This window comes from Streptococcus nakanonensis (assembly GCF_059738785.1).
This window is the reverse complement of the sequence record NZ_AP027139.1, coordinates 199,406-224,975: the sequence shown is the minus strand read 5'-3', so window position 1 is coordinate 224,975 and position 25,570 is coordinate 199,406. Positions and strand designations below refer to the sequence as shown.

Below are 25,570 nucleotides of genomic sequence, written 5' to 3'. Positions count from 1 at the left end.
TTAGTATACCACCCTTCAAAACACTAAAAAAGACCAAGAAAAACACAGGTTTGTGTTCATCATTGGACTGTCCTTCAAATATCTTCCAAAAAAGCTTGAACTACTATTTCTTGATTTATAAGTGTTTGAACCTCTTCTTGGAACTTACTAGCCAACTTGCTGTCTACAATATAAGACGAAATAAGACTAGAAAGATTTTCACTGAAACTTTTGCTCTCATTACGAAATATATTGTGTTTAAGATAGTCTAGCATTTTCAAAATATCTTCTGCTTCAAGGATAGGATTAACCCTTAAAATCGGAAATCTGCTATCCAAATCATCATTAGTAGTAATCACTACATCAACTTGTGCAATATCTTCCACACTCTTAAATTGTTCTGTTGTAAATACAGTGCCAATTTGCTCATTTGGAAAATAAAGTTTGCATTGTTTCAGCAAAAGTCTCGAAACCGCAACACCTTCATCACAAACGAGATAAACTTTTTTCATATTTTTTTGAGACGATGGTGTATACTTTAAAAATCCTCCAATATGAATCGTCAAATAGGCAATATCATCGTCTGTTAGCCGAATAAACCACGCTCCTTCTAAAATTTCCGCAGATTTTCTAGTGACTAAAAATAATTCTCCATACTTGGATCGAATTTGTTTTGTTAGAGGATTTTTAGAAAAAATACCGTAAGTCTTTCTAAATAACAAGGCTTTACAGTGGATCATCAAATTTCTTAACAAATCATCCTTGTTCTCAATCTCCATGCGGATTTGTGATTCAAAATACCAGATAAATTCTTCTAAAGCAAGTTTTAATTGCCGAAAATCATCACTTTCTGCATGAATATCCAAATCTTTACGGTAGGAGAGGAGAAGAACAGCTACAAGAGAAACTTCAAGTTCTGACAAAGAAATTTCAAACTTTTGAAACAACCGTTCTCCTAATTTCTTAGACACCTGATACTCTATTCTTTTTCTTATCAAAGAAAATTCTTTCTCTATATCCTGATGTCTTTCTTGATACTGTTCAACATTATGACAGCTTAACAGCAAATAAGGTAGAACCTGCAACATAAAAGTTACTTCATGATGGTTTATTTTCTTCCCTAAATCTTGTTCAACTAAAGGAACCTGTTCCTTAAAAAATTGGTTCATTTCAACAGAAAGCAAACACTCATCATCTAACCTCTCTTTCATCTTATCTTCTAAAATAGATACAAAAGTGGCATTCTCTTCCATAAAAATATGATATAGAAGCGATTGAAGATACTGAATTTTATTAAGAGGGTGGGCATGAAGGTGGTATCCCTGTGACTTGCTCACTTGCAAGGTCACCTGATATTGTTCCAAAGTTAGTTGATAACGAATACTATTCAAATCATTGAGAACAGTATTCCTAGATACCTCTGTTAACTCCATCAATTTTTCAATCGTAATACGTTCTTTAGAAATACCTATCCATAGTAACATTATCATCATACGTTCATGCGCACTCATGGTATAATCGTACGAATCTACTTCCGATAATAGTTCACAACAAGCATCTCTCTGCTCTTCCGTTAAGTGAATACCAATTCGTGGAATACTAATGATGTGAAGCGCCTCGTCACCCAAAGCAGCATTGATTTTGTCAATGTGATAATAAATTTTCCTTCTTGACTCCTTCAAATCTTTCGAAATCCCCATAATCGTTTTTGACGTTTCTTGATCCATCAAATATTGAAGCAAATCACAACTTGCCTTATCCAGTACCATATTTCATACTCCTCTATCAATCAACTGCCTTGAAAACAACTTTATAATAGTATCACATTCACTAACGCATTTCAATTATCAACAGTAGTCTCTTAATAACGAATACTTACAATTACAAAAGCGAGGCTTGGATCGAAAGGTCCTAGCCTCTTTTCAATTCAATTTCTTATTTCTTTTGACCGTAATAAGCATTTGGTCCATGCTTACGTTGGTAGTGTTTTTCTAGAATGTACTGGGGAGCAGGTTCAACTCTTGGATTGATTTGTTCTGTAAAGCGATTCATCTTTGATACTTCCTCTAGTACGACAGAGTGATAAACAGCATTCTCTGGATTTTGTCCCCAGGTGAATGGACCGTGATTGCGTACAACAATTCCTGGTACTTCAATCGGGTTAAGTCCGCGACGTTCAAACTCTTCTACGATAACCAGGCCAGTATCTTTTTCATAGGCCACTTCTACTTCGTCCTTGGTCAAACTACGGGCGCAAGGGATTGAACCGTAGAAATAATCTGCATGGGTTGTTCCGTAGAAAGGAATATCGCGTCCAGCTTGAGCCCAACCAACTGCTTCTGTCGAATGGGTGTGGACCACACTACCAATTTCTGACCAAGCCTTATATAACTGCACATGAGTTGGAAGATCAGAAGATGGTCTTAAATCCCCTTCTAGGACCTTACCATCTAGATCAGTCATCACCATGTTTTCAGGTGTCAATTCGTCATAGTCTACGCCTGATGGTTTGATAACAATGACACCTAGTTCGCGATTAACTTCAGATACATTACCCCAGGTAAATTTGACAAGTCCATGTTTCGGTAATGATTGATTGGCATCACAGACTCGTTTACGCATAGCATTGATTACTTGATTCATCTTACATCAAACCTGCTTTCTTAATTAGTGGGTAGAGAAAAGCTTGGGCCTCTTGAATAGCTTCACGTGTTTCTTCCACAGTTTCACAATTTTCAGACCACATTTCGATTAGGAAAGGACCATTATAATTGGTTTGTTTTAAAATATCGAAAGCTTCTTCCCATTTGACACAACCTTGCCCAAAAGTTACATCTCGGAACTGGCCCTTTGAACTTTCTGTCACTGCATAAGTATCCTTGAGATGGAGAGCTGCGATGGCATGATGCCCAAGATAAAATTCACTGTAGACATCATTATGCCATGCAGATACATTACCAATATCTGGGTATACAAAGAGGTAGGGAGAGTCAATCTCTTTTTCTACAGCCAAGTATTTTTCGATGCTATTGATGAAAGGATCATCCATAATTTCAATAGCAAGTACCACCTGAGCCTCTTCAGCCCAGTCACAGGCTTTTCTCAAATTTTTGATAAAACGTTGGCGTGTCTGGGGTGACTTTTCCTCATAGTAAACGTCGTAACCAGCTAGTTGAATCGTACGAACTCCCAAATCTTGGGCTAATTCGATACATTTTTTCATGAGTTCTAGAGATTTTTCCTCTAGAACTGGATCATTTGATCCCAATGGGTAGCGACGATGGCCTGAAAAACAGATAGAAGGAATACGAACACCAGTTTCATAGATAGCTTTGACCACTTCAAAGCGTTCTTCCTTACTCCAGTCCAAGCGCGCTAAGCGAGCATCGCTTTCATCAACCGACATTTCAACAAAGTCAAAGCCCAGCTCCTTGGCAAACTCCAAGCGTTCTTTCCAAGTGAAGTGCTTGGGCGTCGCCTTTTCGTAAATTCCAATCGGACGTGTCATGATTTACCCCCAAATTCGTTTGATTTCATCCTTGAAGGCACGCGCTGCTCCTTCTGGATCCGCAGCCTCTGTAATTCCACGACCTGCGATAAATGTAAAGACATCAACGCCTTCAAAGAGTTTGAGAGTATCTACATCCAGACCACCTGTTACAGATACACGGAAGCCCATGTCAATGAGTTTTTTAACCTTATTAAGGTCTTTTTCACCCCAAGTTTCACCAGCAAGAAGGGCATCACGAGATTGGTGATAGATAGCTTGCGAGATCCCAGCATCTAGCCAAAGCTGAGCTTGTTCAAAAGTCCAATCGCCATAAAGTTCAATCTGGATTTCGCCTCGGTCTCCACGTTCAGCCTTAATAGCCTTTAGAGCTGCTTCCATAGTAGGTATGGTTGCAGAACAGATACAAGTCATCCAATCGGCACCACGAACGGCATTATTTTTGGCAACTGTTCCACCAGCATCGGCACATTTTGTGTCTGCCACAATAATCTTATCTGGGAAAAGGCTTCGCAAGACTTCAACCAGCTCACTTCCAACTTGAAGCAAGCAAACAGTTCCAGCTTCAATAATATCTACTTCATGACCAACAGAAACAGCTGCTTTAATCGCTCCTTGCAAGTCTGAATGGTCTAATGCAACTTGTAAATTAGGTATTCTTTTTGTCATCTCTTTATTCCTCTTTCTAACTTTCCAAATCCAATCCTTCGAGATAAGGGCTATCCTTAGATTCTTCAATCATGGCCAAGACGTCTTCTTTAGTCTGGCAAGCCTGTAAACGTGCAATAGAATCTTCTAATTCAAACAGGGCAATGATTTGTGGAATGGCTACACTTGTGTGAATTTTTGAGCTTGTTGCTGCTAGTGCCAACAAAACAGATACCTCTTTCCCATCTGAAAATACAACAGGATTTTGTAAGGTAATCAATGAAAAGGCATCACTTTGCACACCCGCTTCAGGTCTAGCGTGGGGCATAGCCATACCTGGCATCAAGATATAGTAAGGGCCATACTCTTCAGTCGATTCAATGATAGCATCGTAATACTCTGGCAAAATTGCCCCACTTTCAATCAAGGGATCTACTGCTACCTTGACTGCTTCTTTCCAATCGTGAGCCTCTAAATCTAGTCGGATCGAGTCATTGTCAATTAAAGCTTGTTTTAAATTCATATCTGCCTCCTTTATTTAAAGAGGGGGCTGGACAGAAACGATAACTCTCAGTTTCTGTCCAGCCCCCTCCAACCTTTTACTGTAGTGCTTGACTGAGTTTTTCAGTGATTTCTTTATCATCCATCAAGTTGTCAAGCCCAATTAACTTCCCATTAGTTCGTCCTTCCAATTCTTGAATCAAATGAAGAGAAGCGATTACGATGTCATATCCTGCTGCTAAACCTTTAGCTTCACCGACACTGCATGAATTGACTGTAAAATCTGTTTGATTAAGCTTACGGAGAGCATTTTCAACCTTCATCTTGATAACCATTGATGAACCCATTCCATTTCCGCACGCTGCTAATACTTTAACCATTTTATTTCTCCTTTTCTAGATACTAAGCTTCTTCTTGAACTTCACCGTTGTAATATTTCTCTTTATCTTTTGCTTTGGCAAATTGAAGTTGAGGAATAACAAGCAAGAAGAGACACACAAGTACATAACCAACAATACCGAGGTATTTGAAGATGTATCCAAATCCAAGCCATGGGAATTCAAAGTCGATATTTCCATGGTAACCACCGTAAGATGCTAAGTCAAGAAGGGCCACACAGAGAGCTCCTAGAGCAACTTGGAGGACACCTGAGATGAAGGATAGGATAACGGCTGCTTTCCATCCGCCACGCTTATCAGCATAGACCGCGATGGCTGCATTATCAAAGAACACTGGTACAAATCCTGTAATAATAAGGACAGGGTTTTTAAAGACGATGAGCAAGACAATTGTGATCAATTGACCAATCAAACCAAAGGCAAATCCTGACAAGACCGCGTTTGGAGAACCGAATCCATAAGAAGCTGCAACGTCGACTGCTGGGAATGAACCTGGCAACAATTTGTTTGAAATACCTTGGAAGGCATTTGTCAACTCAGATACGAACATGCGGACACCTTGCATCAAAACGAACAAGTAAACTGAGAAGGTGAAGGCTGTTTGGATAATGTACATAAAGAAATCTTGTTTTGCAGGATTGAATAGAGTTCCTGAAGTGATGACTTCTTTATTAGACATAATATCTGGACCCAAGATTAACAGAATGGCTCCAAAGAAAACGAGCATCAAAGTAGCAGAGGCAACAACAGTATCATGGAAGATTGAGAGGAACTTAGGCAATTTAAGATTGTCTAGACTTTCTTCTTTCTTACCAAAGCGTCCTGCCACTTTATCTACAAACCAGATTGCAAATTGTTGTTGGTGACCAATCGCAAATCCGCCACCACCAGTCAGACGTTGAGTTGCCTCAACAGTCATATTTGAACTAACTGCCCAGTAAAGGCCACAGATGATACCGATTGCTGCTGTACCATAAGCATTTCGCAATTGTGGGACTAAGAATAGAACCATAAGAGATACAGTCGCAGCTTGTTGTACCATGATGTGACCAGTAATAAAGAGGGTTCTTACTTTCGTAATCTTGCGTAGAGTTACAAGCAAGATATTTACTCCAAAACCGATCAATAGAGCTGTAGTTGCAGTTCCGACGAAATCTGGAAACTCAGCTGCAATTTTGTTGTTTGCTGCAGCAAGGCCAAAGTAAGGGTCGATAACCGCTGCACCAATTTGGAATTTGTAGTTAAGGGCTGCCAAGATTGGACGGAAGGTGGTAACCAAACCACCAGCACCCACGTTGAGCAACATATATCCTACTGTTGCTTTAACGAAACCTGAGAAAACGTCATGAGCAGGTTTTTTCAAAAGTGCATATCCTATCAACACCAATAAACCTACGAAAAATGCGGGATTCTGCAAAATATTGCTAGAAAACCAATTTAGAACACTTGAAATGACTTCCATAATTGTTCTCCTTTTGAATTGTTTTTGTAAGTTTATTATATAATGTGAAAACGGAAACAAAAAGACCAAGAATTACACAGCGGACTGTTCACTCTTGGACTGTATGATTTATGATATTTTACGGCTTATCTTATTTTCTCGTAGATAGATAAAAGGGAAGAATTGTTTCATAAGATTCCAGTAGGGCTTCTAGGATTTCTCCTTCAGATGAATTTTCTGTTATAGGGACATCTATTTTAACTAACACTTTTCGGACTTCCTGATTGGATAAGTTATTTTTTAAAATTTGACGATTTTCTTCGTTCGCCTCCCATCTTTGACTTTCCCCATCTGAGTAGGATAGATAATAAATCCCTTCTACCACTGGAACTTCTAGAACCTTAGCCTGCTTGCCTAGAGTCTCCTCATTCTTCTTACGTTCGATAAAACTGACTTCTAGTGAGACTCCAAAATCAGAAGGACTTCCATATAAGCGTAAGGCCATCATAGGTTCTGTCACGTGTCCGTCTCTCTGTAGATAAACCCAAAAATGTGGTCTCAAACGCTGTGCCTGATTCATCCACTGACTAGTCTGTTGGAGTTGCCATTCTGGATGGCTTGCTTGAAAGGCTTTGGCTAGCTCTGTAAAAGCCTTTCGTGCCTCTTGACCTTTGTGGCGCAATTCCAGCATTTTCTCTCGCTCTTCTCCCGCTTTATCTGGATTACGATACTGGATCCCTGCAAAGTCTAGATAGTCTCTTATCTTATTCAACATCATTTTAACCTCCTCTAACTAGCAAAAAATCAGGATAAACCTGATTTTACTTATTCTCTATCTACAACAACATAGCGATTAGGCTCGTCACCTTCAGAGTAACTAGTCACGCCATCCATACGTGAAATAATACGATGGATAATCTTGCGTTCGCTATTTGACATTGGATCCGTTTGATGGCTGCGCCCTTCTTCTAAAACACGAGTCGCCAATTTTTGAGCATAGGTCTGCAAGACTTCTGCACGGTGTTCAACATAATCATTGACATTAATAGTAATGTAGAAGGTTCTTGAATAGCGGTTGTAAAGATAATTTTGAGCCAACAGTTGCAAGGCCTTCAAGACTTTGCCATGGTAACCGATAATACGACCTGGTTCGTTAGTATCAATTTGCAAATTGATACTACGACGGTTATAATCATTTGAAAGTGTGGCTTCAACATCCATGTCATCAATAATTGTTTGAACATAAGTCGTTACTTCCGTAGCTACTTGTTCAATATCAAAGCTCGGTTCAACTTTCAAGCCCAAGCCTTCTAGTTCTTGACTTTCAGTTTGCTCGGCTTGGCTTTCAATATTAGGAGTTTCTACTTCTCCTTCGAGAGCAGTTTCTTCAAGTTGTAATTCATTTAAAATCTCAATGTGACCAGTTTCTTCTAAGATAGTGCTGGCATGTCTTTCATGTTTTAAGATTTCAGCCTTGACTTCATCAGAAATACCTTGGCCTTCCTCTTCAATCTTTTTAATTGCTTCTACAACATGACCCAAATCAACCGTTGCTTCACTGACTGTTTTAACAGGCTCATTCAAATCATTGATTTGTTTTGGAACTCCCTTTACAGCTTGTTGGTTTGCTTTTACAACTGTCGTTTCACTAATAGCATCGATATCCACTTGGGCTGGTTTTTTACCAAATAAGCCAAGAAAGCCTTTTTTCTCACGAGAAATGACTTTGATATGAGCCTTCTTCCTTGGAATATCTAATTCTTTCAATCCTTTCTGGATTGCTTCTTCAACAGTTGAACCTGTAAATACTACCATTACCAGATTCCTCCTTATTATTTCGTTTTCTGAGCCTTTTTCTTGGCTTTTCTTTTTCTATTTTCCAAATCTTTCTGTGCCTGTACTACGGCCTCGCGCTCTGCGATAATCTTGAATGGATTGTTCAAGAAATAGGTTTGCAAGACTTGATAAGCATTGGACACTGTCCAGTATAGGGCGACTCCACCTGGCGCATAAACTGCAAAGATAAAAATCAAGACTGGAATCCCATACATCATCGCAGTCGTAGCCCCATTACGCTCAGACAAGGCTTTGTTGGACAACCAAGTACTTAAAAAGGTGAATACTGCTGCTAAAATCGGAAGAACAAGGGTTGTATCCACACCACCAAGGTTAATCCATAAGAAATGACCTGTCTTTAAAAAGTCAACTCTTGATAGAGCTTGGAACAAGGCCAAAATAACCGGCATCTGAATCAAAATCGGCCAAAGAGAATCTGACTGTCTGACACCCATTTCTTTAAAGACTTTACGCATTTCTTGCTCTAGCTTGGTTTTGCTTTCCATATCTCGACCTGGATATTGTTCTCGAAGCGCCTTAATGCGTGGTTGAGCTTCTTGCATTTTTCTAGAAGCCACCATTTGCACTTGAAAGACTGGCAAGAGGACTGTACGAATCAAGACCGTAAAGAGAATAATCCCCACTCCGATACTGATATCAAACGATAAAAAGCGAATGATTTCCGCAAAGAAGTAAACAAATTTACTCCAAAAATCAGCCGAATTGGCTGTAATATCGCTAGTTGTCCCATTAGTCGCACAGGCTGTCATGATAAATAGGGACAGTCCTAGCAAACTAGTCAACTGTAGTTTCTTTTTCACTCCCATTTCCTTCCTGGTAAATCTTTGATAATTTTAATACGTGGAGTAGATTTTTCTCCATCTCTGCGTATCCCAAGGTTTCGACCCCTTTTCGAGCAATGACAACAAAGTCGACATCTTCTACCAGACTCCCTTTTGCATTCTGGATAATATGCCTAATCCGTCGCTTAATTTGATTTCTAGTGACGGCATTCCCCAGTTTTTTGCTAACTGATAGACCTACTCGAAAATGGTTTTTCTGGTTTTCTAATTGGTAGACAACAAATTTGCGATTGGCAAAACTTGTCCCCTCCTTGAAAATCGCCTTAAAATCTTTCTCTCTTTTTACACGAAAGTTTTTCTTCAAAACTCAACTCCATCTATTAAATTACTACTATTATACCATATTTTTCAAAAAAGCCAATCATAGCAAGGTTTTGGACAATTTCATCAGAAAAAGAAGCTGGAAAATCTCTTTCCCAACTCCTTGTACTAAATATTTTTTCTAATTTTACTTATTTTTTCAAGCGTTCAACGTCACGGGCAATGACTAGCTCTTCATCTGTTGGAATAACCAATACACGGATCTTCGCTGCATCTGTTGAGATGTCTCCTGTCACACCAAAGACATTCTTTTCATCATCAACATCACAGCCAAACCAAGAGATACCTGAGATAACATCTTCACGTACATCGGTTGCATTTTCTCCTACACCCGCTGTAAAGATAATAGCATCTGCTCCGTTTAGGACTGCGAGGTATTGACCGATATGTTTTTGGATACGATCAATATAGATTTCATAGGCCAAGGTAGCATCATGATCTCCTGCTTCTTTCGCAGCAATCACATCACGCATATCACTCGATTTACCTGAAACACCCATTAGTCCTGATTCACGATTAAGGACGTGACTAATGTCTTCAGGAGTATTAAAGTCCTCTGTATATTGCATTAAGTAAGGAATGATAGCTGGGTCAATATCCCCTGTACGAGTTCCCATCATCACACCACCAAGTGGAGTGAAGCCCATTGAAGTATCGACAGATTGACCACCCTTAACAGCTGTAATAGAAGCACCATTACCGATGTGGCAAGTAATCAATTTCAAGTCTTCTAATGGACGTCCCAAGAGTTTTGCAGCTTCTCCTGCTACAAACTGGTGACTTGTCCCGTGGGCACCGTATTTACGAACCTTGTTTTCTGTGTAATATTTTGTTGGTAGAGGGTAGCGATAAGCTTTCTCTGGCATACTTGTGTGGAATGAAGTATCAAAAACAACTACACTGGTAATGTCTGGCAACAATTCCTTGAAGGCACGAACACCTGCTGCATTGGCTGGATTGTGGAGAGGAGCCAACAAACTCAACTCTTCAACTTTTTCTAAAACATCTCCTTCAACAACTGTTGATTCTTTGAAATATTCTCCACCGGCAACAACACGGTGACCAACACCTGTAATCTCATCATAAGCCTTGATAATATCGAAACGAATCAAGTCATCCAATAAAATTTTAACAGCTTGTGTGTGATTTTCGATATCCAAAATTTGTTGTTCAGAACGGCCATCAAATTTTACAGTTGAAATTGAATCTTTCAAACCGATACGTTCAATCAAACCTTTCGCCAATACTTTTTCTTCTGGCATTAAGTATAATTGCCATTTCAAACTTGAACTTCCCGCATTGATTGCAATTGTTTTTGTCATAACATGATACCCCTTTTTAAGCGTTTTCATCTATTATAACAAAATCTATTTTATATTTCAGTACCTTGAGTCCATTTTTGAAAATTTTCTTTAAATTTCATTAAAACACTTGCATCTTGCAAGCTAGCAAGTGGATAAACAAAAGGCTCTACTGCCGTTTCACTTTTCTTCTGTAAGATAAAAATGGTCTTAGATTGTTTAGCATTAGCAAAGAGATTTTCAGGCAGACTAATCATGGCAACTAGATTCGCCTCCTCTTTCAACCACCCTTTCAACAAATCACTTTGAGGACTGGTCAACAAATCACTCGGAGCTAGAAAAATAGCGTAGCCATCTGATTTGAGATACTTGAGTCCTTGTTCCATGAGCAAGTGATGGGCGTAAGTATGTTCTTGACTAGAGGCAACTTGATGGCGCGACGCAACGGCATCATCAGGATAATAGCCGACAGGCAAGTCACTGATGACCACATCGCTTTCTTTGAGCATTTGTGGACGAACGGCATCTCCTTGGACAAAGCCAGCCTGCAAACCAATCACATCTGCCATGCTTGCTGCCAAATCAATCAGCAAATCATCCACTTCCATCCCCAAGTAATCCACTTTTTTAGCAAGCGAGGTCAAAAAAGTAGCTCCCAGAATTCCCGTCCCAGAACCCATTTCGAGGATAGTAATCTCCCCCTCTTTAAACAACTCTTCGACAATAAACACCAAAAGTAAAGCAATGGCATCTGGTGTAAACTGGTGATTGGCCTGTAGGGGCTCTGTCTGCCCAGCCTTCATCAAGAGAAACTGGTAGGTCTTAAGCCATTCTTCTTTGCGAAGTGCTAAACGCTTAAGGGCTTGATTGTTCTCCTTGACCTGCTCTAACTCAGTCTCACAATCCAGATAGATACTGTTTTGCTCCACCAGGGCGTCATAAAAGTTGGTCGCCAAATCACTTTGAATGACTTGGACATTCTCCAGTAAATAGGTATAAGCTTGTTCAATTTTTTCAAAATCCATATTCCTATCTTATCAAATTTCCCTTCTTTTTTCCATCGTTATGGAAAAATCACTCCCTGACTAGGTGAGTGATTTTTGGGCTACTGTTAAAAAGAGTTCTGAGTAATTTCCTTGAAACAGGTCTTCAGCACTGTAAAGAATCTGACTATCAATGCTCGAAAAACCAAACTGGGCTAGCTTGTTTTCCAGTTCAACCAATTCAAATCCATGATGGTTAGCCTCCGTCTTGGTAAAATCAGCAATAAGGAGTCGCCCATCTTCCTTCAAATGTTGATAAAACAGTGAGAAAGCCGCATCCAAATCAGGCATATGATGAAGAACCCGACTAACGACAATGCAATCAAACTCTTTCTCCAAGGGATTTTTCAATAAATCTTGCTCCAAAAACTGGATATTCTTGATGTCTTGTCGCTCCGCTTTCAAACGAGCTTGCTCCAGCATTTTCTCTGAAATATCCACCAATGTTACAGACTTTGCTTGTTTGGCCAGAGGCAAGGCTAATAGCCCCGTCCCTCCACCGAAATCCAAAATTTCTTTGTCTGATAGAAGATCAATCTGTTTCTCGACTGCTTGACAAACCAAGTTTGCAAGGAAGATATTTTTAGGTGAATCAAAAATTTCTGCTTTGTGGTTAAAATCATGTTTCATATTTTTAGTTTAGCACAAAGTAGCTTGATTGGCTAGGAATTCTCTTTCTTTTCTGATTTTTTCTTCTCCACTTTTTCGCTTGAATCGGTCGCTACCTCTTCCTTTTTATCCTTTTTCTCTTCTTTGATTTTGACTGAAGGAAAGATGAATTCATATTGTCTCTTAGGCGTACGAACCCTTGTCACCAAGTTTGTTTTCTTGTTTTGATAGCTTACCTGACCCAGATTAAAGACCTGTTCCCCGCTTTCTTGCTCGGCTTTATCCTTGGTTCGTTTAGCCATGGCAAAAGCAATCAGTTTTTCTTTATTCAAAGCATAGTCTTGATAGTGGGCGACTTGTCGGTTCAAGTAAAATTGTAACAAAAGACTAAAAATGGCTGCCATGCTGACTGCATAGAGGAGAACACCTGCCTTAACTTTTTTCTTTTTCCACACGATAGATGAACTCCCTTTCTAAGCCTTTTTGGAATTGAAAACGAAAGCGCACCAGTTGATTGTCCTCTGTAATCTGCGCAGATTTGAGGCCATAAACCATAGGTTGATAACCCCGTCCACTGGCATCGGTTTTCCGAAAATCGTCTGACTTTGACTTACCGATGGCGATGTCCTTGCCATCTTGCTTCATGTATAAGCGATTGCCCTCCACTTTTTCGAATTGCGAACGATTTAATTCCGCCTCCAACTGATCCACAAACAAGAGCCACTCTTTTTGCTCGCTTTGCTGCTGATAGCGAACTTCTGAAATGAGGAGCTGACTCATGGCTTGAAAGAGGAGTAAACTTCCACTGATGACAATGAGGGCAATCAGGGATTCTAACAAAGTAAAAGCCTTGACCTTATGGCTCTTTGATCGCCAACAACTGTTCTGAACCATGGTAGACCTCCAATCCCTTTTCACTAGAAAACACCTGAATCTCAACTCCGTTGATATTTACCTGATTTTGACCTGTCTGCAGAGCCATCTTAGCTACCCTCAAGACTTCTTCCTTTTGCAAGATTTTTGCTTCTTCTTGCCTATTTTTTTGAATTTGTCCCAAAAGGAGGGTTGCAATGCTAGCAAAGATAGCTAGAGCGACTACTGCTTCCAGTAAAATTACTGCCCTAATTTTTTGTTTCCTTAATGCGTTTAATTTTTCCATTTCCTAAATATAATTGATAACGAATCGCTCCTTTACTGGTCTGAAATTCAACCTTAGCCAGGGACGAATTGCCCCCAGCCCGGTCAAATGTGATACTTTGTCCCGATGGTGCCTGAATTCCTTTAGGAACTGTCAACTTTTGACTGCCATTGCTAATCGTCTGCCCATCTAAGTTCAGACTAGTCTTTTGCTGACTGGCTACACTGCGTTTTTGGGTTTCCCGATAGAGTTCTTCAAACTCCATAAAGAAAATCTGCTCCTCTACCGCTGCAAAAGTGGACTGAACAGAACCAGACAATCCCAAGGCAAGGAGACTCACAAGACTCAAAACCAAGAGACTTTCCAGCATAGTAAAGGCCTTAATCATTGACTGTACGATTTTTTCCTCCATTTTTTGTATAGTATTCATTATAGGCTTTAACCTGTTCTTCTGTGATTCGCCCATCTGCTTTTAACTTGCTTAGGCTAGCCTCTTCATTTTTATCTAAGCTATAAAGTTCTGCCTGGCTTTCCACCACCTTAACAACAGCAGCTTTTCCTTTGTCATTGACTGCTTCTTTTTGCTTGGTCAAATTAGGTACAAAGAGCAAGAGAAGTACGCTGATGATGAGTAAGACCACCAACATCTCCACAAGTGTGAAAGCTTTAACCTTAGCTTTTTTCAAGAATGTTATCATTTTTTTCATGTTAAAAATTTACCTCCATATTTTGATACATGGGCATCAGCATTGCCGCATAAAGTAAAACGATAATCAGTGCCACAAAGATAAAGACCAGTGGCTGCACCAGATTCATGGTGCGGTTGACTCGGGTAAAAAAGGTTTCCCAAGTTTTTTCAGCATAGATTTCCAACTCACTACCCAGCTTGGACTTGACTTCCCCATACTCGATGATGAGGCTCAACTCCTTCTTAAAGAAAGGATAGGTTGCTATGGTTTGAGAAAATTCGCGGCCACTTTGTAGGGATTGAGCTAGGTCTTGACCGATTTCTTTAAAGAGCTGAGAACCTTGTTCCTGCATCATCTGAAAAATCTGCGTCAGCTCCATTCCCTGCGAAATCATATTCCCCCATTCACGCGCATAATAGGCTGTCAAATAAGTCTGCACAAAAATTCCAAAAAAGGGAAGGCGTGCTAGGATAGAAAAGACGCGCATCTTAGAACTTCTTTTATAAAAAGTGAGTGCTAAAAGGGCAAGTATGGAAACAAACCCTACCATGCCTAGAAAGATTTGTGGCAGATTGCCAATGATTTGGGTGGCAATATTGCTACTATCCAGTTGTGGTAGTAGATAGTTCCGTAGTCCCAGCATGATTAAGAGAAGAAAACCCAGCAAAATCAAAGGATAGGTCGCTACTTCAATTAATTTTTTCTTGACTTTGGCTAGATTGTCTAGATACTCTTCTATCTTTCCCAAACTCAGGTGGAGATTTCCATGGACTTCAGCTAGGGATAACTGAGTGACAATGGCACTTGAAAAACCCAAACTTTCCATCATTTCTGAGAATGATTTTCCCTGAGACAAGCCTGTACGCATCTGGGTCACACACTGCTTGTCCAACAAAGCACTCCTATCTAAAAAGGAGATGGTCTCCACCAGATGAAAACCGCTGGAAAAGAGATTATTAAACAGGGTGATGATATTTTTTTGCTTAGCTGTAGCTAATTTTTTCCGTTTCAGCCTGAAGACTTGTGATATGTCCATCTTTAAGAAGCTGGTCAATCTGTTCATTCCAGCTAGTTGGCTGGTGTTCTTGATAGTCTTTGTTTGCAAAGTCAACGATTCCTCCTCCCCCGATTAATCTCTGGTAGCAGACTCCCTGCAGAACGACTGCCAATTCCTCCTCACTCACACCCAACTCCAGTAAACGTTCATAAACACCTCGAATACTCTTGGCGTGAATGGTTGAAAAGACTGTCGCCCCTGTCAAACTGGCTCTGACCACTGCACGCGCCGTCTCGCTGTCCCGAATTTCTCCGATAATCAAGAGATCTGGTCGATGACGCAAGGAAAGTTTGATTAGATTTTCATAGGTCAGTCCGATTGCTTCGTTCAATTGCAACTGGAGCATGTCGTCCTGCTTGATTTCGACAGGATCTTCGATGGACATGACTTGCTGTCCTTTAAAGAGAGACTTGGACAATTCATGCATCAGGGTTGTCTTGCCACTTCCGACTGGACCAGCAAAGAGATAGAGACCACGTTGCCTGTACTGCTTACCCAGTTCTTCAATATCCTGAAACCAAAAATGCAAATCCTGCTCCTCATCGTGCAACAAACGGATCACCAAACTCTCATGTCCTCGATAATCGCCTACGGTAGATAAACGTAGTGACGCCATCTTATCGTCATATGCATAATCACAGGAACCAAGTTGACTACGTCGCTTTTCTCCAACATTCATACCAGCTACAAACTTAAAGTGACTGATGACGGCCGCAAACTTTTCAAAATCATAACAACCGATTTTACAGCGCTCGTCTCCTATTCTCATATGAAGCTCATAAGCGTCTAACTTAGGAACAAAATAAATATCTTGCGCTCCTTTTTTCCGAGCTGAATGAATGATTTCTTGTGCAATTTCTTGAACCATACTTACCTCCTCACCTATACTATTCGCAAAGATTTGGGAAAATAAAAAAAGCAACTCCAAAAAAGTTACTTTTTTTCTATTTTAATTTCATACGGCAAGAACGGTGCCTTTCCTTACCTGTTTGTTTTTCATAGCCTGGGCGTAGTTTTTCATCTGGAATAACCTGCTCATCCTGTAAAAGAGCCAAAGAATGGTATTGTTGTAAATATTCATCACATTCATCACACCAGCGTTGGTCTTCTGGATCCCAAAAAATGGTCATCAAGTCACTTCTGCTTTTATAAAGAGGGGATTCTTGTTCTAATTTAAACCAGCAAGTTTTGTAGTATTTGAGAGCATCATAATACTGGTCAAATTTCTTACTAGCTACAATATCTTCTTCCCAACCTTCTAAGAACCACCAGGGTTCAAAATCTCCATACATTTCTATAACACGATACATATTCATTCAATTCCTTTGTATCGTATATTATAACTAATTCCATTAAACAAGAAAAGAAATATGCTCATTTCTTAAATTTTTGATAAAAAATCCAGCCATCTTATGATGACTGAATTTCTATTTGCTTATGTTCCAAAATGTTTTTACTACTTAAGCTTCTGAAATATCGTTTTCGATGATTACCTTAATTGCATGGTGGTCTGCCGCTTTACTGAAAACTTCATAGGCTTTTTCAATTTCACTTAGTTTGAAATAATGAGTTACCAATTTTTCTGGCTCAATCTTATGACTTTCAAGTGCTTTCAACAATTGTGGAGTTGTATTTGTAGATACCAAACCAGTTGTTACATTGATGTTGCGAATCCAAAGTTTATCTAAATCGAATTCGACTGGTTTACCATGTACACCACAGTTGGCAACCGTTCCGTCTACACCGATAATCTTTTGACAGAAATCAAATGTTGCAGGAATACCAACAGCTTCGATAGCAACATCTACACCACGACCATCTGTCAAATCATAAATTTCTTTAATCGCTTTTTCAGGGTCTGAAGAATTAATCTTGTGAGTCGCACCAAATGATACAGCAGTTTCCAAGCGGTTATCGTCTAGGTCTACCATAATCAATTTAGCTGGTGAATAGAATTGAGCTGTCAATAGAGCAGCCAATCCAACAGGTCCTGAACCAATAATGGCTACGCTGCAACCAGGTTCTACTTTCCCTTTCAAGACACCAATTTCATATCCAGTAGGCAGAATGTCTGATAGCATAACCAAAGCTTCGTCTGACAAGTCTTCTGGAGTGTGGTAAAGAGTGTTATCTGCATGAGGGACACGTAGATATTCAGCCTGCATACCGTCAATCAAGTGACCGAAAATCCAGCCCCCTTCGTCTTCACAATGGGCATAAATTCCTTTTTTACAGTAGTAGCATTTACCACAGGCACAAACACAAGAAATCAAGACCTTGTCGCCTTTTTTGAAGTTAGAAACTCCTTCCCCAACTTCTTCAACAATCCCAATCCCTTCGTGACCAAGAATGGTACCACTTTGGCAAGCAGGAACATCCCCTTTGATAATATGGAGGTCTGTTCCACAAATAGTGGTTTTTACGATACGCACAATAGCGTCTGTTGGCTTGCGAATAACTGGTTTGTCAACGTCAACAAAAGAAGCAAGTCCTGGTTTAACATAAGTATAGGCTTTCATAAAGCACTCCTCCGTTTTTTTATTTGTACTATTTATAATATAATTGTAAACCTTTTCATTTGCTTGTTCAAGATTTTTTGTGATTTTTTTAACTTTTTTGTTTACCAGTAAAGCACCATACATAAAAAAGCAGAAGCTAATCTCTAACTTCTGCTTTCTCTCTTATGCTTGATAACGTTTCACACCGTCTAGGTAGGTTGCTACCAATTCCAAATCTTTATCTAATACGATGAAGTCAGCGTCGTAGCCTTCACGGATTTGGCCACAGACATCATCAATGTGAACAGATTTTGCTGGGTTAAGGCTAGCCATCATGACCGCTTCGTGTGGATTTGCAATACCCCACTCGACTACATTTCTCATACCATCTTTAAGTTTGAGGATAGAACCTGCCAAATTACCAGTAGATTTGAGACGTGCAGTTCCATTTGCTACTACAACAGGGAATTCTCCCAACATATAGTCACCGTCTTCAAGCCCACCAGCTGTCATACAGTCCGTGATAAGAGCGATGTTTTCTGTCCCCTTTTGCTTAAGTAAAATCTCACAAGCTTTTGGATCTACGTGATAACCATCACAAATCAATTCTGCGTAAGTATGTGGGAGCTCATACATAGCTCCTACCATACCTAGTTCGCGGTGTGTTAAACCACGCATCCCATTATAGGCATGTACCCAAACACTCGCTCCAGCATCGACTGCCTTCTTAGCTTGTTCAAATGTCGCATCTGAGTGTCCAAGTGCAACTGTCACACCTTCACCTGTAATAGTACGTACAAAATCTTCCACCCCATCACGTTCTGGTGCAATAGCGATTTTATTTAGCATCCCTTTTGCAGCTTCCTGCCAAGAATGAAACTCCTCAACACCCGGGTCTCTCATATAAGTTGGATTTTGTGCCCCCTTAAAAGTTTCTGTGAAATATGGACCTTCATAATAAATCCCACGAATCTTAGCACCTGTTGCTTCTTTATAATGGTTTCCAAGATTTTCAGTGACTGCAAGTAATTGCTCATAAGCGGCTGTTAAAGTTGTGGGCAAGAAACTGGTAACACCGGTACTAAGAAGTCCTTCACTCATAGTATGCAATGTACCTTCAATGTTGTTGTCCATCACATCTACACCTGCATATCCATGAATATGAGTATCCACAAGACCTGGTGCAATGCTATAACCAGTATAGTCAAGAACCTCTGCTCCTTCAGGAATTTGATCCACATGTTTCCCAAATTTGCCATCAACAAGTTCTAAGTACCCACCGCGACGAATGCCAAATGGATAGAAAAACTGATCCGCTTTAACGTAATTAGGCATAATAATGACCTCCTTAAAAGATTACTTTTGATATTTATTATGTCAATTACATTATAAACCTTTCTGATTCATTTGTAAATGGTATAGACCTATTTTCTAGAGATATTTTAAAAGTGTAACTTCTCAAAGTAACTTCCACTTGCCTGACCAAAGTGGAAATTAGTCTAAAACGGATTTTTATGGTGGAATTAAGTGTGAGACGTTTGAGTTAGAAACGAGGTCTACTATGACAAAACATAAACACCTTACCCTTTCAGACCGTAATGATATCCAATTAGGTTTAGAGCGCAGTGAAACCTTCAAAGCTATTGGACAATCCATTCTAAAAGACCCGACTACTGTTTCTAAAGAAGTCAAACGAAACAGACAAGTCCGAGAGTCTACATGCCATAACCTTCCTTGCCCTCTACTCGACAAAGCTCCCTTTGTCTGTAACGGCTGCCCTAAAAGAAGACAGAATTGTGGCTATAAGAAGATCTTCTACCTCGCTAAGCAAGCTCAAAAACAATACGAACAAACTCTTGGCGAAGCTCGTGAAGGAACTCCCCTCAATTCCAAGACCTTCTGGGACATGGACAAAGTCATTTCTGATGGGGTTAAAAAAGGACAACACATCTATCATATTCTCAAAACTCATAACCTTGATGTCAGCTCCTCAACTGTCTATCGACACATCCGAAAAGGGTACCTATCTATCGCTCCGATTGATCTTGCCAGAGCCGTTAAATTCAAAGAAAGACGAAAAAGTAAGCTACCTTCCATCCCTAAAGAAGCTAAAAAAGGCCGTTCCTATGAGGATTTCCAAAACTATTTAGCACTGAATCAACTAGACTCTTGGCTGGAAATGGACACAGTTATGGGGAGAATGGGAGGTAAAGTCCTACTCACCTTCAATCTATCTTTCTGTAACTTTATCTTCGCTAGACTTCTGGATAATAAAACTGCCCTTGAGGTTACCAAACATCTCTATGACATCAAGAACACTCTTCACCAAGCGGACAAAGATTTCTTCCAACTCTTCCCTGTCATTCTTACCGATAATGGTGGAGAGTTTGCCAGGGTTGATGACATCGAAATGGATGTGCGAGGAGAGAGTAAACTCTTCTTTTGTGACCCTAATCGCTCTGACCAGAAAGGGAGAATTGAGAAAAATCACACGCTGATTCGCGACATTCTACCTAAAGGAACTTCTTTTGACAATTTAACTCAAGAGGACATCAATCTCGTCTGCTCTCATGTCAACAGCGTCAAACGTGCTGCTTTGAATGGAAAGTCAGCTTATGAACTCTTTGCCTTTACTTATGGAGAAGAAATTCCTAAGCTTCTCGGTATTTCTAAAATACCTGCAGAAGACGTCTGTCAGTCTTCTAAATTACTCCAACATAAGTTCTAAAAACTAACCTAAAACCCTATTCAAACGTCTCACACTAACTTCCACCATAGCGGAACTTAATCTGAAACGCTTTCAGATAAGAGGATTTTGTGCGCTCTTTTTTTCGATTCATTTTGGCTACAAAAGCAATAAAATCAAGCATTAGTAAAACCAGTGGAACTTACCCTGACATGGATTTCCACTGGTTTTTACAATTTTTATCAGATTAACTTCCACTTCTACTAGCGGTGGAACTTAGTTTGGGAATTTACCGATATTTTAAAAGAGCTGGATTTCTCCAACTCTTTTCTCTGTAATACAGGTTATTTTGATTTGACTGGCTTGTCTTGAGCCGTCTGCAAAGCTGTGGCAATCGTATCTGCATACAATTTAGCTCCTGCTTCAATAGTGCTAGTGTCACTTCCGAAATGGACTTGGTCTGTTCCTGCCCAGATTTCTGGATGTTCTTTCGCAACTTGATTCCAATCAGCAACTGTGATATAAGGTGTCTTCTCTGCCAATTCTCTCATATAGGCAGCCGCCTTCTCAACGATTGCATAGGTCTCTTTTGTCTTATCCCCCTCATAAGGAGTCACCAAAACCATATGGTGGCCCTTAGGAAGATTTTTCACGATACTATCCCAATCTTCCTTGTAATTTTCAGGATTATTTACCCCTGTTGCAATGACCACCATCTTAGGTAAAAATTTATTCTGGCTATTATTTAGCATGATTTCATTGGCGGTCTTGGTTGTTCTGCTGACTTGTGCGTTAATCTGTGCTCCAGGAAGGGCTGTCTGCAGGGCTGTATTTGCCCTTAAGGCCACCGAGTCACCAATTAACATAGTGCCATCAGCAATCCCCAAACTATTTGCATCTGCCCGTTCTGTCATCATCTTGGTCTGGCTAATATTTGTTGCAGCTTGCTTCAAACCATTGACAGTTAAGTCTGTCTCAAACGCTCCCACTTGTGGTGCCAACAAAGTCACTAAGAGGACAATGAAAGCCAAGATTCCTGTACTTGTCGCAAGAATTGCGTGAATATAAGGCAGGGGACGAAGGATTTGTATAATAGGTGTGTCCTTTCCTGCAATCCAAGGTTCCAACACATAAAATGATAGGCTGGCGAATCCATAAGAAAAAATCAAAGTCAGTAACACAGCAAAAAGATTTGAGGTCAACTGTGAGAAAATAATGTAGAAAGGCCAATGGAAGAGATAAACTGCATAGCTAGTATCCGCTAAAAAGCTGATCATCTTTGGCTCTTGTATATGATGTGTCTTTTCATGTAAGACACGCGCCGCCAGAATCATAGCAAGGGCTGCAAGGCTGGCAAGCAAGAAGCCAATAAGATAGGCAAAGAGATAGGTAAATTTGACAAAGAAGGTCAAAATGAGTAAGAAGCCCAAACCTCCTCCAAAAACTAAAAGGGTCTTTCGTAAATCCCAGATTTTATCCAACTGCTTGACTAGGGAAGTCGTCTGACGAACGCCTACAATAGTTGCTAGCACACTTCCCAAAAAGAATGGATAGACATGAGTTAAACTGGAGAAGTAAACAGAGGAATAAGAGGTTACTAGAAAACTACCAATAAACATGGAGAAGAAGCTGATCAAGAAGGCAACAGCAGATAAGAGAAAGACCATTCCCTTCAACTGACCATTTGATTTAGCCTGTTTGGATAAAAACCAAACTGCCAATCCCCAAAGAATATAGTAGTGAACCTCAACAGCCAAGCTCCAATTATGAACAAACAAATGAGGAATGAACTGAGATTCATAACTCCCACCTGTTAGGAGTTCATAGAAGTTGGTCATGAAGCCTAAGACACCCGCAATCTGACCACCAATTCCAGCCACATAGTCTTGGCGAACCAAGAAAGTAAAGGGCATGGTCACCAAGACCATCAAAACCACAGGTGGCACAATCCGATAAAAACGTCTCCTAAAAAATCCAATCAAGTCAATCTCATGGTTTTTAGAAAATTCTTCGATAAGTAAAGCCGTAATCAGGAAACCTGAAAATGTGAAAAAGACATCTACCCCGAAAAATCCTCCAGGAAAGATGGTCTGAAAGAAGTGATACAAGAGTACCAAAAGTAAACCTGTAATCCTAATCAAGGAAAACCATTTAATGCGCATACGAGTTTATTCTCCCTTTCATTGTACACTTTATTCTATCAAAAAAAGAAGAAAAATCCCAAGAGAAAACTTAGGATTTTTAGCTTATATCTATTCCGTTTTAGAAATTACGCCCTGACTTATTATAGCCATATTTTTCAACAAAATACTCACGGAATTCCAAGAGATTGTCATCCATGATGGCTTGTCGCACTTGCTTCATCAGGTTGAGCAAGAAGTAAAGGTTATGGTAGCTAGTCAAGCGGATACCGAAGGTTTCATCAGCCTTGAGCAGGTGACGAAGATAAGCGCGTGTATAGTTCTTACATGTGTAGCAATCACACTCAGGATCCAGTGGCGTAAAGTCCTCAGCAAACTGAGCATTTTTGACAACCAAACGACCTTGACTAGTCATACAAGTCCCGTTACGAGCGATACGAGTTGGCAAGACACAGTCAAACATATCTACACCACGAATCACCCCATCAATCAAACTATCTGGTGCTCCCACACCCATCAAATAGCGAGGTTTATTTTCAGGAAGCAGTTGGGTTGTGAAGTCCAAGACGGCATTCATCTCCTCGTGGGTTTCTCCCACTGCCAAACCACCGATAGAATAGCCTGGGAAGTCCATGCTGACAAGGTCATGAGCCGATTGGCGACGCAAGTCTTCAAATCCTGCCCCCTGCACAATCCCAAATAATCCTTGGTCATGCGGACGACGATGAGCCTTCAAACCACGCTCAGCCCAACGGCTGGTACGCTCGATTGATTTCTTAACGTAGTCGTAAGGTTGGTAAAACTGAGGGCATTCATCAAAAGACATCATGATGTCTGAGCCCAGATTGTTCTGAATAGAGATGGCTTTTTCTGGCGATAGGAACATCTTAGAACCATTGAGATGGTTTTTAAAGGTTACTCCTTCTTCTGTGATATTACGGCTATCTGCTAAGGAATAAACCTGAAAACCACCACTATCTGTCAAGATAGGCTGGTCCCAATTCATGAACTTGTGGAGACCACCTGCGCGAGCAATGAGTTCATCTCCAGGACGAAGCCAGAGATGATAAGTGTTTGATAGGATAATTCCCGACCCCATCTCCTTCAATTCTTCAGGCGACTGAGTTTTGACAGTGGCTTGAGTCCCAACTGGCATAAACATAGGCGTCGGGAAGGTGCCGTGAGGAGTGATGATTTCTCCCAGACGAGCTCCTGTGTGTTTTTCTTTCTTAATCAAACGATATTTGATTGGTGAATCTGACATTTTTTACCTCCGAAGCTGGGAAAAACAGTCCCAGTTCATACTTTGTGCCCAAGGGCATACTGTATGATTTTATCAAAAAAAGCCGGAACTGTCACGAACTATGGTATAATGAGAGAATGAAATACCCAAAAATTGATTTAAAAACCATTCGTCTGCAAGCCAGACAATTTCAGGCTGAAAATCCCCGCCTCTTTCTCGTCTATCTCTTACCTAGCATGCTGGTCATATTGTCTGGCTTTCTTAATCCCTTAGAGCGCATCAACGAGAGTGTTTTAGAACAACCCTTTTTAAGCGTGTTTGGTCATATATTCCAAGCTTACCTTTTTCCACTATTAGTCTCCTTTATCGGAACAATACTTCTAACCAGTTCAGTTTATACAACGCTGAAACTCATCAAGAATCCAGATACAGAACTATCCGTCAAAAATAGTCTGGCTCTATTTGACGAAGAGCACTTTTCACAAACCTTTTTGACTCTTCTTCTCAAACGTTTCTATCTCTTTTTATGGGGCATTCCTAGTTTGCTTGGAATTTACTTCCTTTTTTACAGTAGCTTTTTAGCCAAGAAATTCGTTGCCCTTCACCCTGAGTTTCCCAATCTGGATCTCACGTCAGTTGAAACGGAACGCTTCCTCATGACCTTTGGTCTTTACTTTCTAGCAAGTATCCTCTTGATGGTTGTAGGAAATAGTCTCTATATTCCACAATACTATGCCTATTCGCAGGTAGAATTTCTCCTCTGTGACACCCTAGACTTAGGACAAGCCAAACCAGGACAAATCCTAAAAACCAGCCGTTTCTTAATGAAAGGCTACAAGTTTCAACGCTTTGTCCTAGACTTACAACTCCTTCCTTGGTATTTCCTCAATTGGATTACCTTTGAAATTGCTAGTTTCTCACTCCTACCCTACATTCAAATCAATAAAATGATTTTTTACCGAGCAGTACTGGCTCGAAAACGTCCAAAAGCTTGAAGGTAACCCCTCAAGCCGCTTTTTTCTATCAATGAGTTTCTCCGCCTACCAACTTGAGGTCCTGATCTCCATGTTCTATCATGGCGCCGATTGCCGCTTCTATCCCTCGCCTAATATCCACTAAACTCATAGCTGGAGTAGTCGGTCGATTCACCACCTGTTCCATCATATAAGGAATATGCATAAAACCTGCCTTAACATGTGGAAATTTCTTTTCTACCAAATAGAGGGCCTGATACATCAAATGATTGCAGACAAAAGTACCTGCCGTATTGGAAACAGAGGCCGGCAATCCCTCTTTTTTTATAGCTTGAACCATCGCTTTAATCGGCAAACTACTAAAGTAGGCAGGAGCACCATCTGGGCGAATGGGAAGGTCAATCGGTTGATTGCCATCATTATCAGGAATGCGTGCATCGTCTTGGTTAATGGCCACTCGTTCAGGCGTCAAGCTAGTTCTTCCACCCGCTTGCCCGATACAAAGGACAAAATCAGGTTGATAACGACTCATCTCTTCTTCCAACACTTGGGCCGATTTGTGAAAGACTGTTGGCACTCCTAGCCAACGGACCTCAGCGCCATGGATTTCAGCTGGTAAACCTTTAACGGCCTCTAAAGCTGGATTAACCTTTTCCCCTCCAAAGGGCTCAAAACCTGTCACCAATACTTTCATTT

At 40.3% G+C, this 25,570-nt stretch carries 29 protein-coding genes; 2 read left to right on the top strand and 27 right to left on the bottom strand.

The window, feature by feature from the left end:
- Positions 1 to 74 precede the first annotated feature (74 nt).
- From AC6I9F_RS01215 to nagA, 24 genes are all read right to left on the bottom strand, one after another.
- Positions 75 to 1,748: a BglG family transcription antiterminator gene (locus AC6I9F_RS01215; protein WP_023945655.1), complete on the bottom strand. Its 1,674-nt coding sequence runs from the start codon at positions 1,746 to 1,748 to the stop codon at positions 75 to 77.
- Positions 1,749 to 1,914: 166 nt separating this feature from the next.
- Positions 1,915 to 2,622: an L-ribulose-5-phosphate 4-epimerase gene (locus tag AC6I9F_RS01210; RefSeq protein WP_023945654.1), complete on the bottom strand. Its 708-nt coding sequence runs from the start codon at positions 2,620 to 2,622 to the stop codon at positions 1,915 to 1,917.
- Position 2,623: 1 nt separating this feature from the next.
- Entirely contained in the window at positions 2,624 to 3,487 is an 864-nt protein-coding gene (locus tag AC6I9F_RS01205; protein ID WP_023945653.1) for an L-ribulose-5-phosphate 3-epimerase, read from the bottom strand.
- A 3-nt stretch (positions 3,488 to 3,490) separates the two neighbouring features.
- Positions 3,491 to 4,156, bottom strand: coding sequence for a 3-keto-L-gulonate-6-phosphate decarboxylase UlaD (locus AC6I9F_RS01200; RefSeq protein WP_265526883.1), 666 nt, complete (start codon positions 4,154 to 4,156; stop codon positions 3,491 to 3,493).
- A 16-nt stretch (positions 4,157 to 4,172) separates the two neighbouring features.
- The gene (locus AC6I9F_RS01195) at positions 4,173 to 4,658 is read right to left on the bottom strand and encodes a PTS sugar transporter subunit IIA (RefSeq protein ID WP_265526881.1); all 486 of its coding nucleotides are present in this window, start codon (positions 4,656 to 4,658) and stop codon (positions 4,173 to 4,175) included.
- A gap of 76 nt (positions 4,659 to 4,734) precedes the next feature.
- Positions 4,735 to 5,016 carry a PTS sugar transporter subunit IIB gene (locus AC6I9F_RS01190; RefSeq protein ID WP_000241466.1) on the bottom strand — a complete coding sequence of 94 codons (282 nt, stop codon included), beginning with the start codon at positions 5,014 to 5,016 and terminating at the stop codon, positions 4,735 to 4,737.
- 22 nt (positions 5,017 to 5,038) lie between these two features.
- Positions 5,039 to 6,496, bottom strand: a complete 1,458-nt coding sequence (gene ulaA, locus AC6I9F_RS01185) for a PTS ascorbate transporter subunit IIC (protein ID WP_265526880.1) — start codon at positions 6,494 to 6,496, stop codon at positions 5,039 to 5,041.
- 130 nt (positions 6,497 to 6,626) lie between these two features.
- Complete coding sequence (locus tag AC6I9F_RS01180; protein ID WP_265526888.1) at positions 6,627 to 7,250, bottom strand: ribonuclease P; 624 nt, start codon at positions 7,248 to 7,250, stop codon at positions 6,627 to 6,629.
- 50 nt (positions 7,251 to 7,300) lie between these two features.
- Entirely contained in the window at positions 7,301 to 8,290 is a 990-nt protein-coding gene (gene jag / locus AC6I9F_RS01175) for an RNA-binding cell elongation regulator Jag/EloR (protein WP_498022270.1), read from the bottom strand.
- A gap of 17 nt (positions 8,291 to 8,307) precedes the next feature.
- Positions 8,308 to 9,132, bottom strand: a complete 825-nt coding sequence (locus tag AC6I9F_RS01170; RefSeq protein ID WP_228343433.1) for a membrane protein insertase YidC — start codon at positions 9,130 to 9,132, stop codon at positions 8,308 to 8,310.
- Positions 9,107 to 9,478, bottom strand: a complete 372-nt coding sequence (gene rnpA / locus AC6I9F_RS01165) for a ribonuclease P protein component (RefSeq protein ID WP_000739245.1) — start codon at positions 9,476 to 9,478, stop codon at positions 9,107 to 9,109. Before rnpA ends, AC6I9F_RS01170 begins: the two co-directional genes overlap by 26 nt.
- A gap of 148 nt (positions 9,479 to 9,626) precedes the next feature.
- A complete protein-coding gene (locus AC6I9F_RS01160; RefSeq protein WP_173278808.1) occupies positions 9,627 to 10,817 on the bottom strand; it encodes an acetate kinase in 1,191 nt (396 codons plus the stop codon).
- Positions 10,818 to 10,867: 50 nt separating this feature from the next.
- On the bottom strand, positions 10,868 to 11,821 hold the full coding sequence (locus AC6I9F_RS01155; RefSeq protein WP_498022268.1) for a class I SAM-dependent methyltransferase: 954 nt from the start codon (positions 11,819 to 11,821) through the stop codon (positions 10,868 to 10,870).
- A gap of 60 nt (positions 11,822 to 11,881) precedes the next feature.
- Complete coding sequence (locus AC6I9F_RS01150) at positions 11,882 to 12,469, bottom strand: class I SAM-dependent methyltransferase (RefSeq protein WP_498022266.1); 588 nt, start codon at positions 12,467 to 12,469, stop codon at positions 11,882 to 11,884.
- Between the two features lie 32 nt (positions 12,470 to 12,501).
- The gene (gene comGG, locus AC6I9F_RS01145) at positions 12,502 to 12,903 is read right to left on the bottom strand and encodes a competence type IV pilus minor pilin ComGG (RefSeq protein ID WP_498022264.1); all 402 of its coding nucleotides are present in this window, start codon (positions 12,901 to 12,903) and stop codon (positions 12,502 to 12,504) included.
- Positions 12,881 to 13,342, bottom strand: a complete 462-nt coding sequence (comGF, locus tag AC6I9F_RS01140; RefSeq protein WP_414307077.1) for a competence type IV pilus minor pilin ComGF — start codon at positions 13,340 to 13,342, stop codon at positions 12,881 to 12,883. Before comGF ends, comGG begins: the two co-directional genes overlap by 23 nt.
- Positions 13,305 to 13,607, bottom strand: a complete 303-nt coding sequence (gene comGE / locus AC6I9F_RS01135) for a competence type IV pilus minor pilin ComGE (RefSeq protein WP_000413380.1) — start codon at positions 13,605 to 13,607, stop codon at positions 13,305 to 13,307. Before comGE ends, comGF begins: the two co-directional genes overlap by 38 nt.
- Positions 13,570 to 13,974 carry a competence type IV pilus minor pilin ComGD gene (comGD, locus tag AC6I9F_RS01130; RefSeq protein ID WP_261013505.1) on the bottom strand — a complete coding sequence of 135 codons (405 nt, stop codon included), beginning with the start codon at positions 13,972 to 13,974 and terminating at the stop codon, positions 13,570 to 13,572. The genes comGE and comGD overlap by 38 nt, the downstream gene beginning before the upstream one ends.
- Entirely contained in the window at positions 13,967 to 14,293 is a 327-nt protein-coding gene (gene comGC / locus AC6I9F_RS01125; RefSeq protein WP_261013499.1) for a competence type IV pilus major pilin ComGC, read from the bottom strand. The genes comGD and comGC overlap by 8 nt, the downstream gene beginning before the upstream one ends.
- A gap of 1 nt (position 14,294) precedes the next feature.
- Positions 14,295 to 15,311: a competence type IV pilus assembly protein ComGB gene (comGB, locus tag AC6I9F_RS01120; protein WP_173278629.1), complete on the bottom strand. Its 1,017-nt coding sequence runs from the start codon at positions 15,309 to 15,311 to the stop codon at positions 14,295 to 14,297.
- Positions 15,259 to 16,200 (bottom strand): competence type IV pilus ATPase ComGA, encoded by a 942-nt coding sequence (gene comGA, locus AC6I9F_RS01115; protein ID WP_173278619.1) that lies wholly within the window; start codon positions 16,198 to 16,200, stop codon positions 15,259 to 15,261. The genes comGB and comGA overlap by 53 nt, the downstream gene beginning before the upstream one ends.
- 76 nt (positions 16,201 to 16,276) lie before the next feature.
- Entirely contained in the window at positions 16,277 to 16,642 is a 366-nt protein-coding gene (locus AC6I9F_RS01110; RefSeq protein ID WP_045606653.1) for a DUF1033 family protein, read from the bottom strand.
- Positions 16,643 to 16,792: 150 nt separating this feature from the next.
- Positions 16,793 to 17,851 carry a zinc-dependent alcohol dehydrogenase family protein gene (locus tag AC6I9F_RS01105; protein WP_000649459.1) on the bottom strand — a complete coding sequence of 353 codons (1,059 nt, stop codon included), beginning with the start codon at positions 17,849 to 17,851 and terminating at the stop codon, positions 16,793 to 16,795.
- Between the two features lie 162 nt (positions 17,852 to 18,013).
- Positions 18,014 to 19,165, bottom strand: a complete 1,152-nt coding sequence (gene nagA, locus AC6I9F_RS01100; protein WP_498022258.1) for an N-acetylglucosamine-6-phosphate deacetylase — start codon at positions 19,163 to 19,165, stop codon at positions 18,014 to 18,016.
- Between the two features lie 226 nt (positions 19,166 to 19,391).
- Between nagA and AC6I9F_RS01095 the strand changes: the two genes are divergently transcribed.
- Positions 19,392 to 20,558: an IS30 family transposase gene (locus AC6I9F_RS01095; RefSeq protein ID WP_000160552.1), complete on the top strand. Its 1,167-nt coding sequence runs from the start codon at positions 19,392 to 19,394 to the stop codon at positions 20,556 to 20,558.
- 302 nt (positions 20,559 to 20,860) lie between these two features.
- Here AC6I9F_RS01095 and AC6I9F_RS01090 read toward each other — a convergent pair whose 3' ends face one another.
- Together AC6I9F_RS01090 and tgt are read right to left on the bottom strand one after the other, a co-directional pair.
- Positions 20,861 to 22,678 (bottom strand): acyltransferase family protein, encoded by a 1,818-nt coding sequence (locus tag AC6I9F_RS01090; RefSeq protein WP_498022256.1) that lies wholly within the window; start codon positions 22,676 to 22,678, stop codon positions 20,861 to 20,863.
- Positions 22,679 to 22,778: 100 nt separating this feature from the next.
- On the bottom strand, positions 22,779 to 23,921 hold the full coding sequence (gene tgt / locus AC6I9F_RS01085; RefSeq protein ID WP_001285237.1) for a tRNA guanosine(34) transglycosylase Tgt: 1,143 nt from the start codon (positions 23,919 to 23,921) through the stop codon (positions 22,779 to 22,781).
- Positions 23,922 to 24,037: 116 nt separating this feature from the next.
- Between tgt and AC6I9F_RS01080 the strand changes: the two genes are divergently transcribed.
- On the top strand, positions 24,038 to 24,895 hold the full coding sequence (locus tag AC6I9F_RS01080; protein ID WP_498022254.1) for a DUF975 family protein: 858 nt from the start codon (positions 24,038 to 24,040) through the stop codon (positions 24,893 to 24,895).
- A 28-nt stretch (positions 24,896 to 24,923) separates the two neighbouring features.
- Here AC6I9F_RS01080 and pcp read toward each other — a convergent pair whose 3' ends face one another.
- Positions 24,924 to 25,568: a pyroglutamyl-peptidase I gene (gene pcp, locus AC6I9F_RS01075; RefSeq protein ID WP_498022252.1), complete on the bottom strand. Its 645-nt coding sequence runs from the start codon at positions 25,566 to 25,568 to the stop codon at positions 24,924 to 24,926.
- Positions 25,569 to 25,570 lie beyond the last annotated feature (2 nt).

Bases quoted from the DNA above. Each gene is read 5' to 3' on its own strand.
- comGA (WP_173278619.1), bottom strand. From the start codon at position 16,200: ATGGTTCAAGAAATTGCACAAGAAATCATTCATTCAGCTCGGAAAAAA.
- AC6I9F_RS01095 (WP_000160552.1), top strand. From the start codon at position 19,392: ATGACAAAACATAAACACCTTACCCTTTCAGACCGTAATGATATCCAA.
- comGC (WP_261013499.1), bottom strand. From the start codon at position 14,293: ATGAAAAAAATGATAACATTCTTGAAAAAAGCTAAGGTTAAAGCTTTC.
- AC6I9F_RS01190 (WP_000241466.1), bottom strand. From the start codon at position 5,016: ATGGTTAAAGTATTAGCAGCGTGCGGAAATGGAATGGGTTCATCAATG.
- comGE (WP_000413380.1), bottom strand. From the start codon at position 13,607: ATGGAAAAATTAAACGCATTAAGGAAACAAAAAATTAGGGCAGTAATT.
- AC6I9F_RS01205 (WP_023945653.1), bottom strand. From the start codon at position 3,487: ATGACACGTCCGATTGGAATTTACGAAAAGGCGACGCCCAAGCACTTC.
- AC6I9F_RS01180 (WP_265526888.1), bottom strand. From the start codon at position 7,250: ATGTTGAATAAGATAAGAGACTATCTAGACTTTGCAGGGATCCAGTAT.
- ulaA (WP_265526880.1), bottom strand. From the start codon at position 6,496: ATGGAAGTCATTTCAAGTGTTCTAAATTGGTTTTCTAGCAATATTTTG.
- jag (WP_498022270.1), bottom strand. From the start codon at position 8,290: ATGGTAGTATTTACAGGTTCAACTGTTGAAGAAGCAATCCAGAAAGGA.
- comGF (WP_414307077.1), bottom strand. From the start codon at position 13,342: ATGGTTCAGAACAGTTGTTGGCGATCAAAGAGCCATAAGGTCAAGGCT.
- pcp (WP_498022252.1), bottom strand. From the start codon at position 25,568: ATGAAAGTATTGGTGACAGGTTTTGAGCCCTTTGGAGGGGAAAAGGTT.
- AC6I9F_RS01200 (WP_265526883.1), bottom strand. From the start codon at position 4,156: ATGACAAAAAGAATACCTAATTTACAAGTTGCATTAGACCATTCAGAC.
- AC6I9F_RS01160 (WP_173278808.1), bottom strand. From the start codon at position 10,817: ATGACAAAAACAATTGCAATCAATGCGGGAAGTTCAAGTTTGAAATGG.
- AC6I9F_RS01150 (WP_498022266.1), bottom strand. From the start codon at position 12,469: ATGAAACATGATTTTAACCACAAAGCAGAAATTTTTGATTCACCTAAA.
- AC6I9F_RS01080 (WP_498022254.1), top strand. From the start codon at position 24,038: ATGAAATACCCAAAAATTGATTTAAAAACCATTCGTCTGCAAGCCAGA.
- tgt (WP_001285237.1), bottom strand. From the start codon at position 23,921: ATGTCAGATTCACCAATCAAATATCGTTTGATTAAGAAAGAAAAACAC.
- AC6I9F_RS01195 (WP_265526881.1), bottom strand. From the start codon at position 4,658: ATGAATTTAAAACAAGCTTTAATTGACAATGACTCGATCCGACTAGAT.
- AC6I9F_RS01210 (WP_023945654.1), bottom strand. From the start codon at position 2,622: ATGAATCAAGTAATCAATGCTATGCGTAAACGAGTCTGTGATGCCAAT.
- comGB (WP_173278629.1), bottom strand. From the start codon at position 15,311: ATGGACATATCACAAGTCTTCAGGCTGAAACGGAAAAAATTAGCTACA.
- comGD (WP_261013505.1), bottom strand. From the start codon at position 13,974: ATGATTAAGGCCTTTACTATGCTGGAAAGTCTCTTGGTTTTGAGTCTT.
- AC6I9F_RS01155 (WP_498022268.1), bottom strand. From the start codon at position 11,821: ATGGATTTTGAAAAAATTGAACAAGCTTATACCTATTTACTGGAGAAT.
- AC6I9F_RS01215 (WP_023945655.1), bottom strand. From the start codon at position 1,748: ATGGTACTGGATAAGGCAAGTTGTGATTTGCTTCAATATTTGATGGAT.
- AC6I9F_RS01110 (WP_045606653.1), bottom strand. From the start codon at position 16,642: ATGTATCGTGTTATAGAAATGTATGGAGATTTTGAACCCTGGTGGTTC.
- AC6I9F_RS01090 (WP_498022256.1), bottom strand. From the start codon at position 22,678: ATGCGCATTAAATGGTTTTCCTTGATTAGGATTACAGGTTTACTTTTG.
- nagA (WP_498022258.1), bottom strand. From the start codon at position 19,165: ATGCCTAATTACGTTAAAGCGGATCAGTTTTTCTATCCATTTGGCATT.
- AC6I9F_RS01105 (WP_000649459.1), bottom strand. From the start codon at position 17,851: ATGAAAGCCTATACTTATGTTAAACCAGGACTTGCTTCTTTTGTTGAC.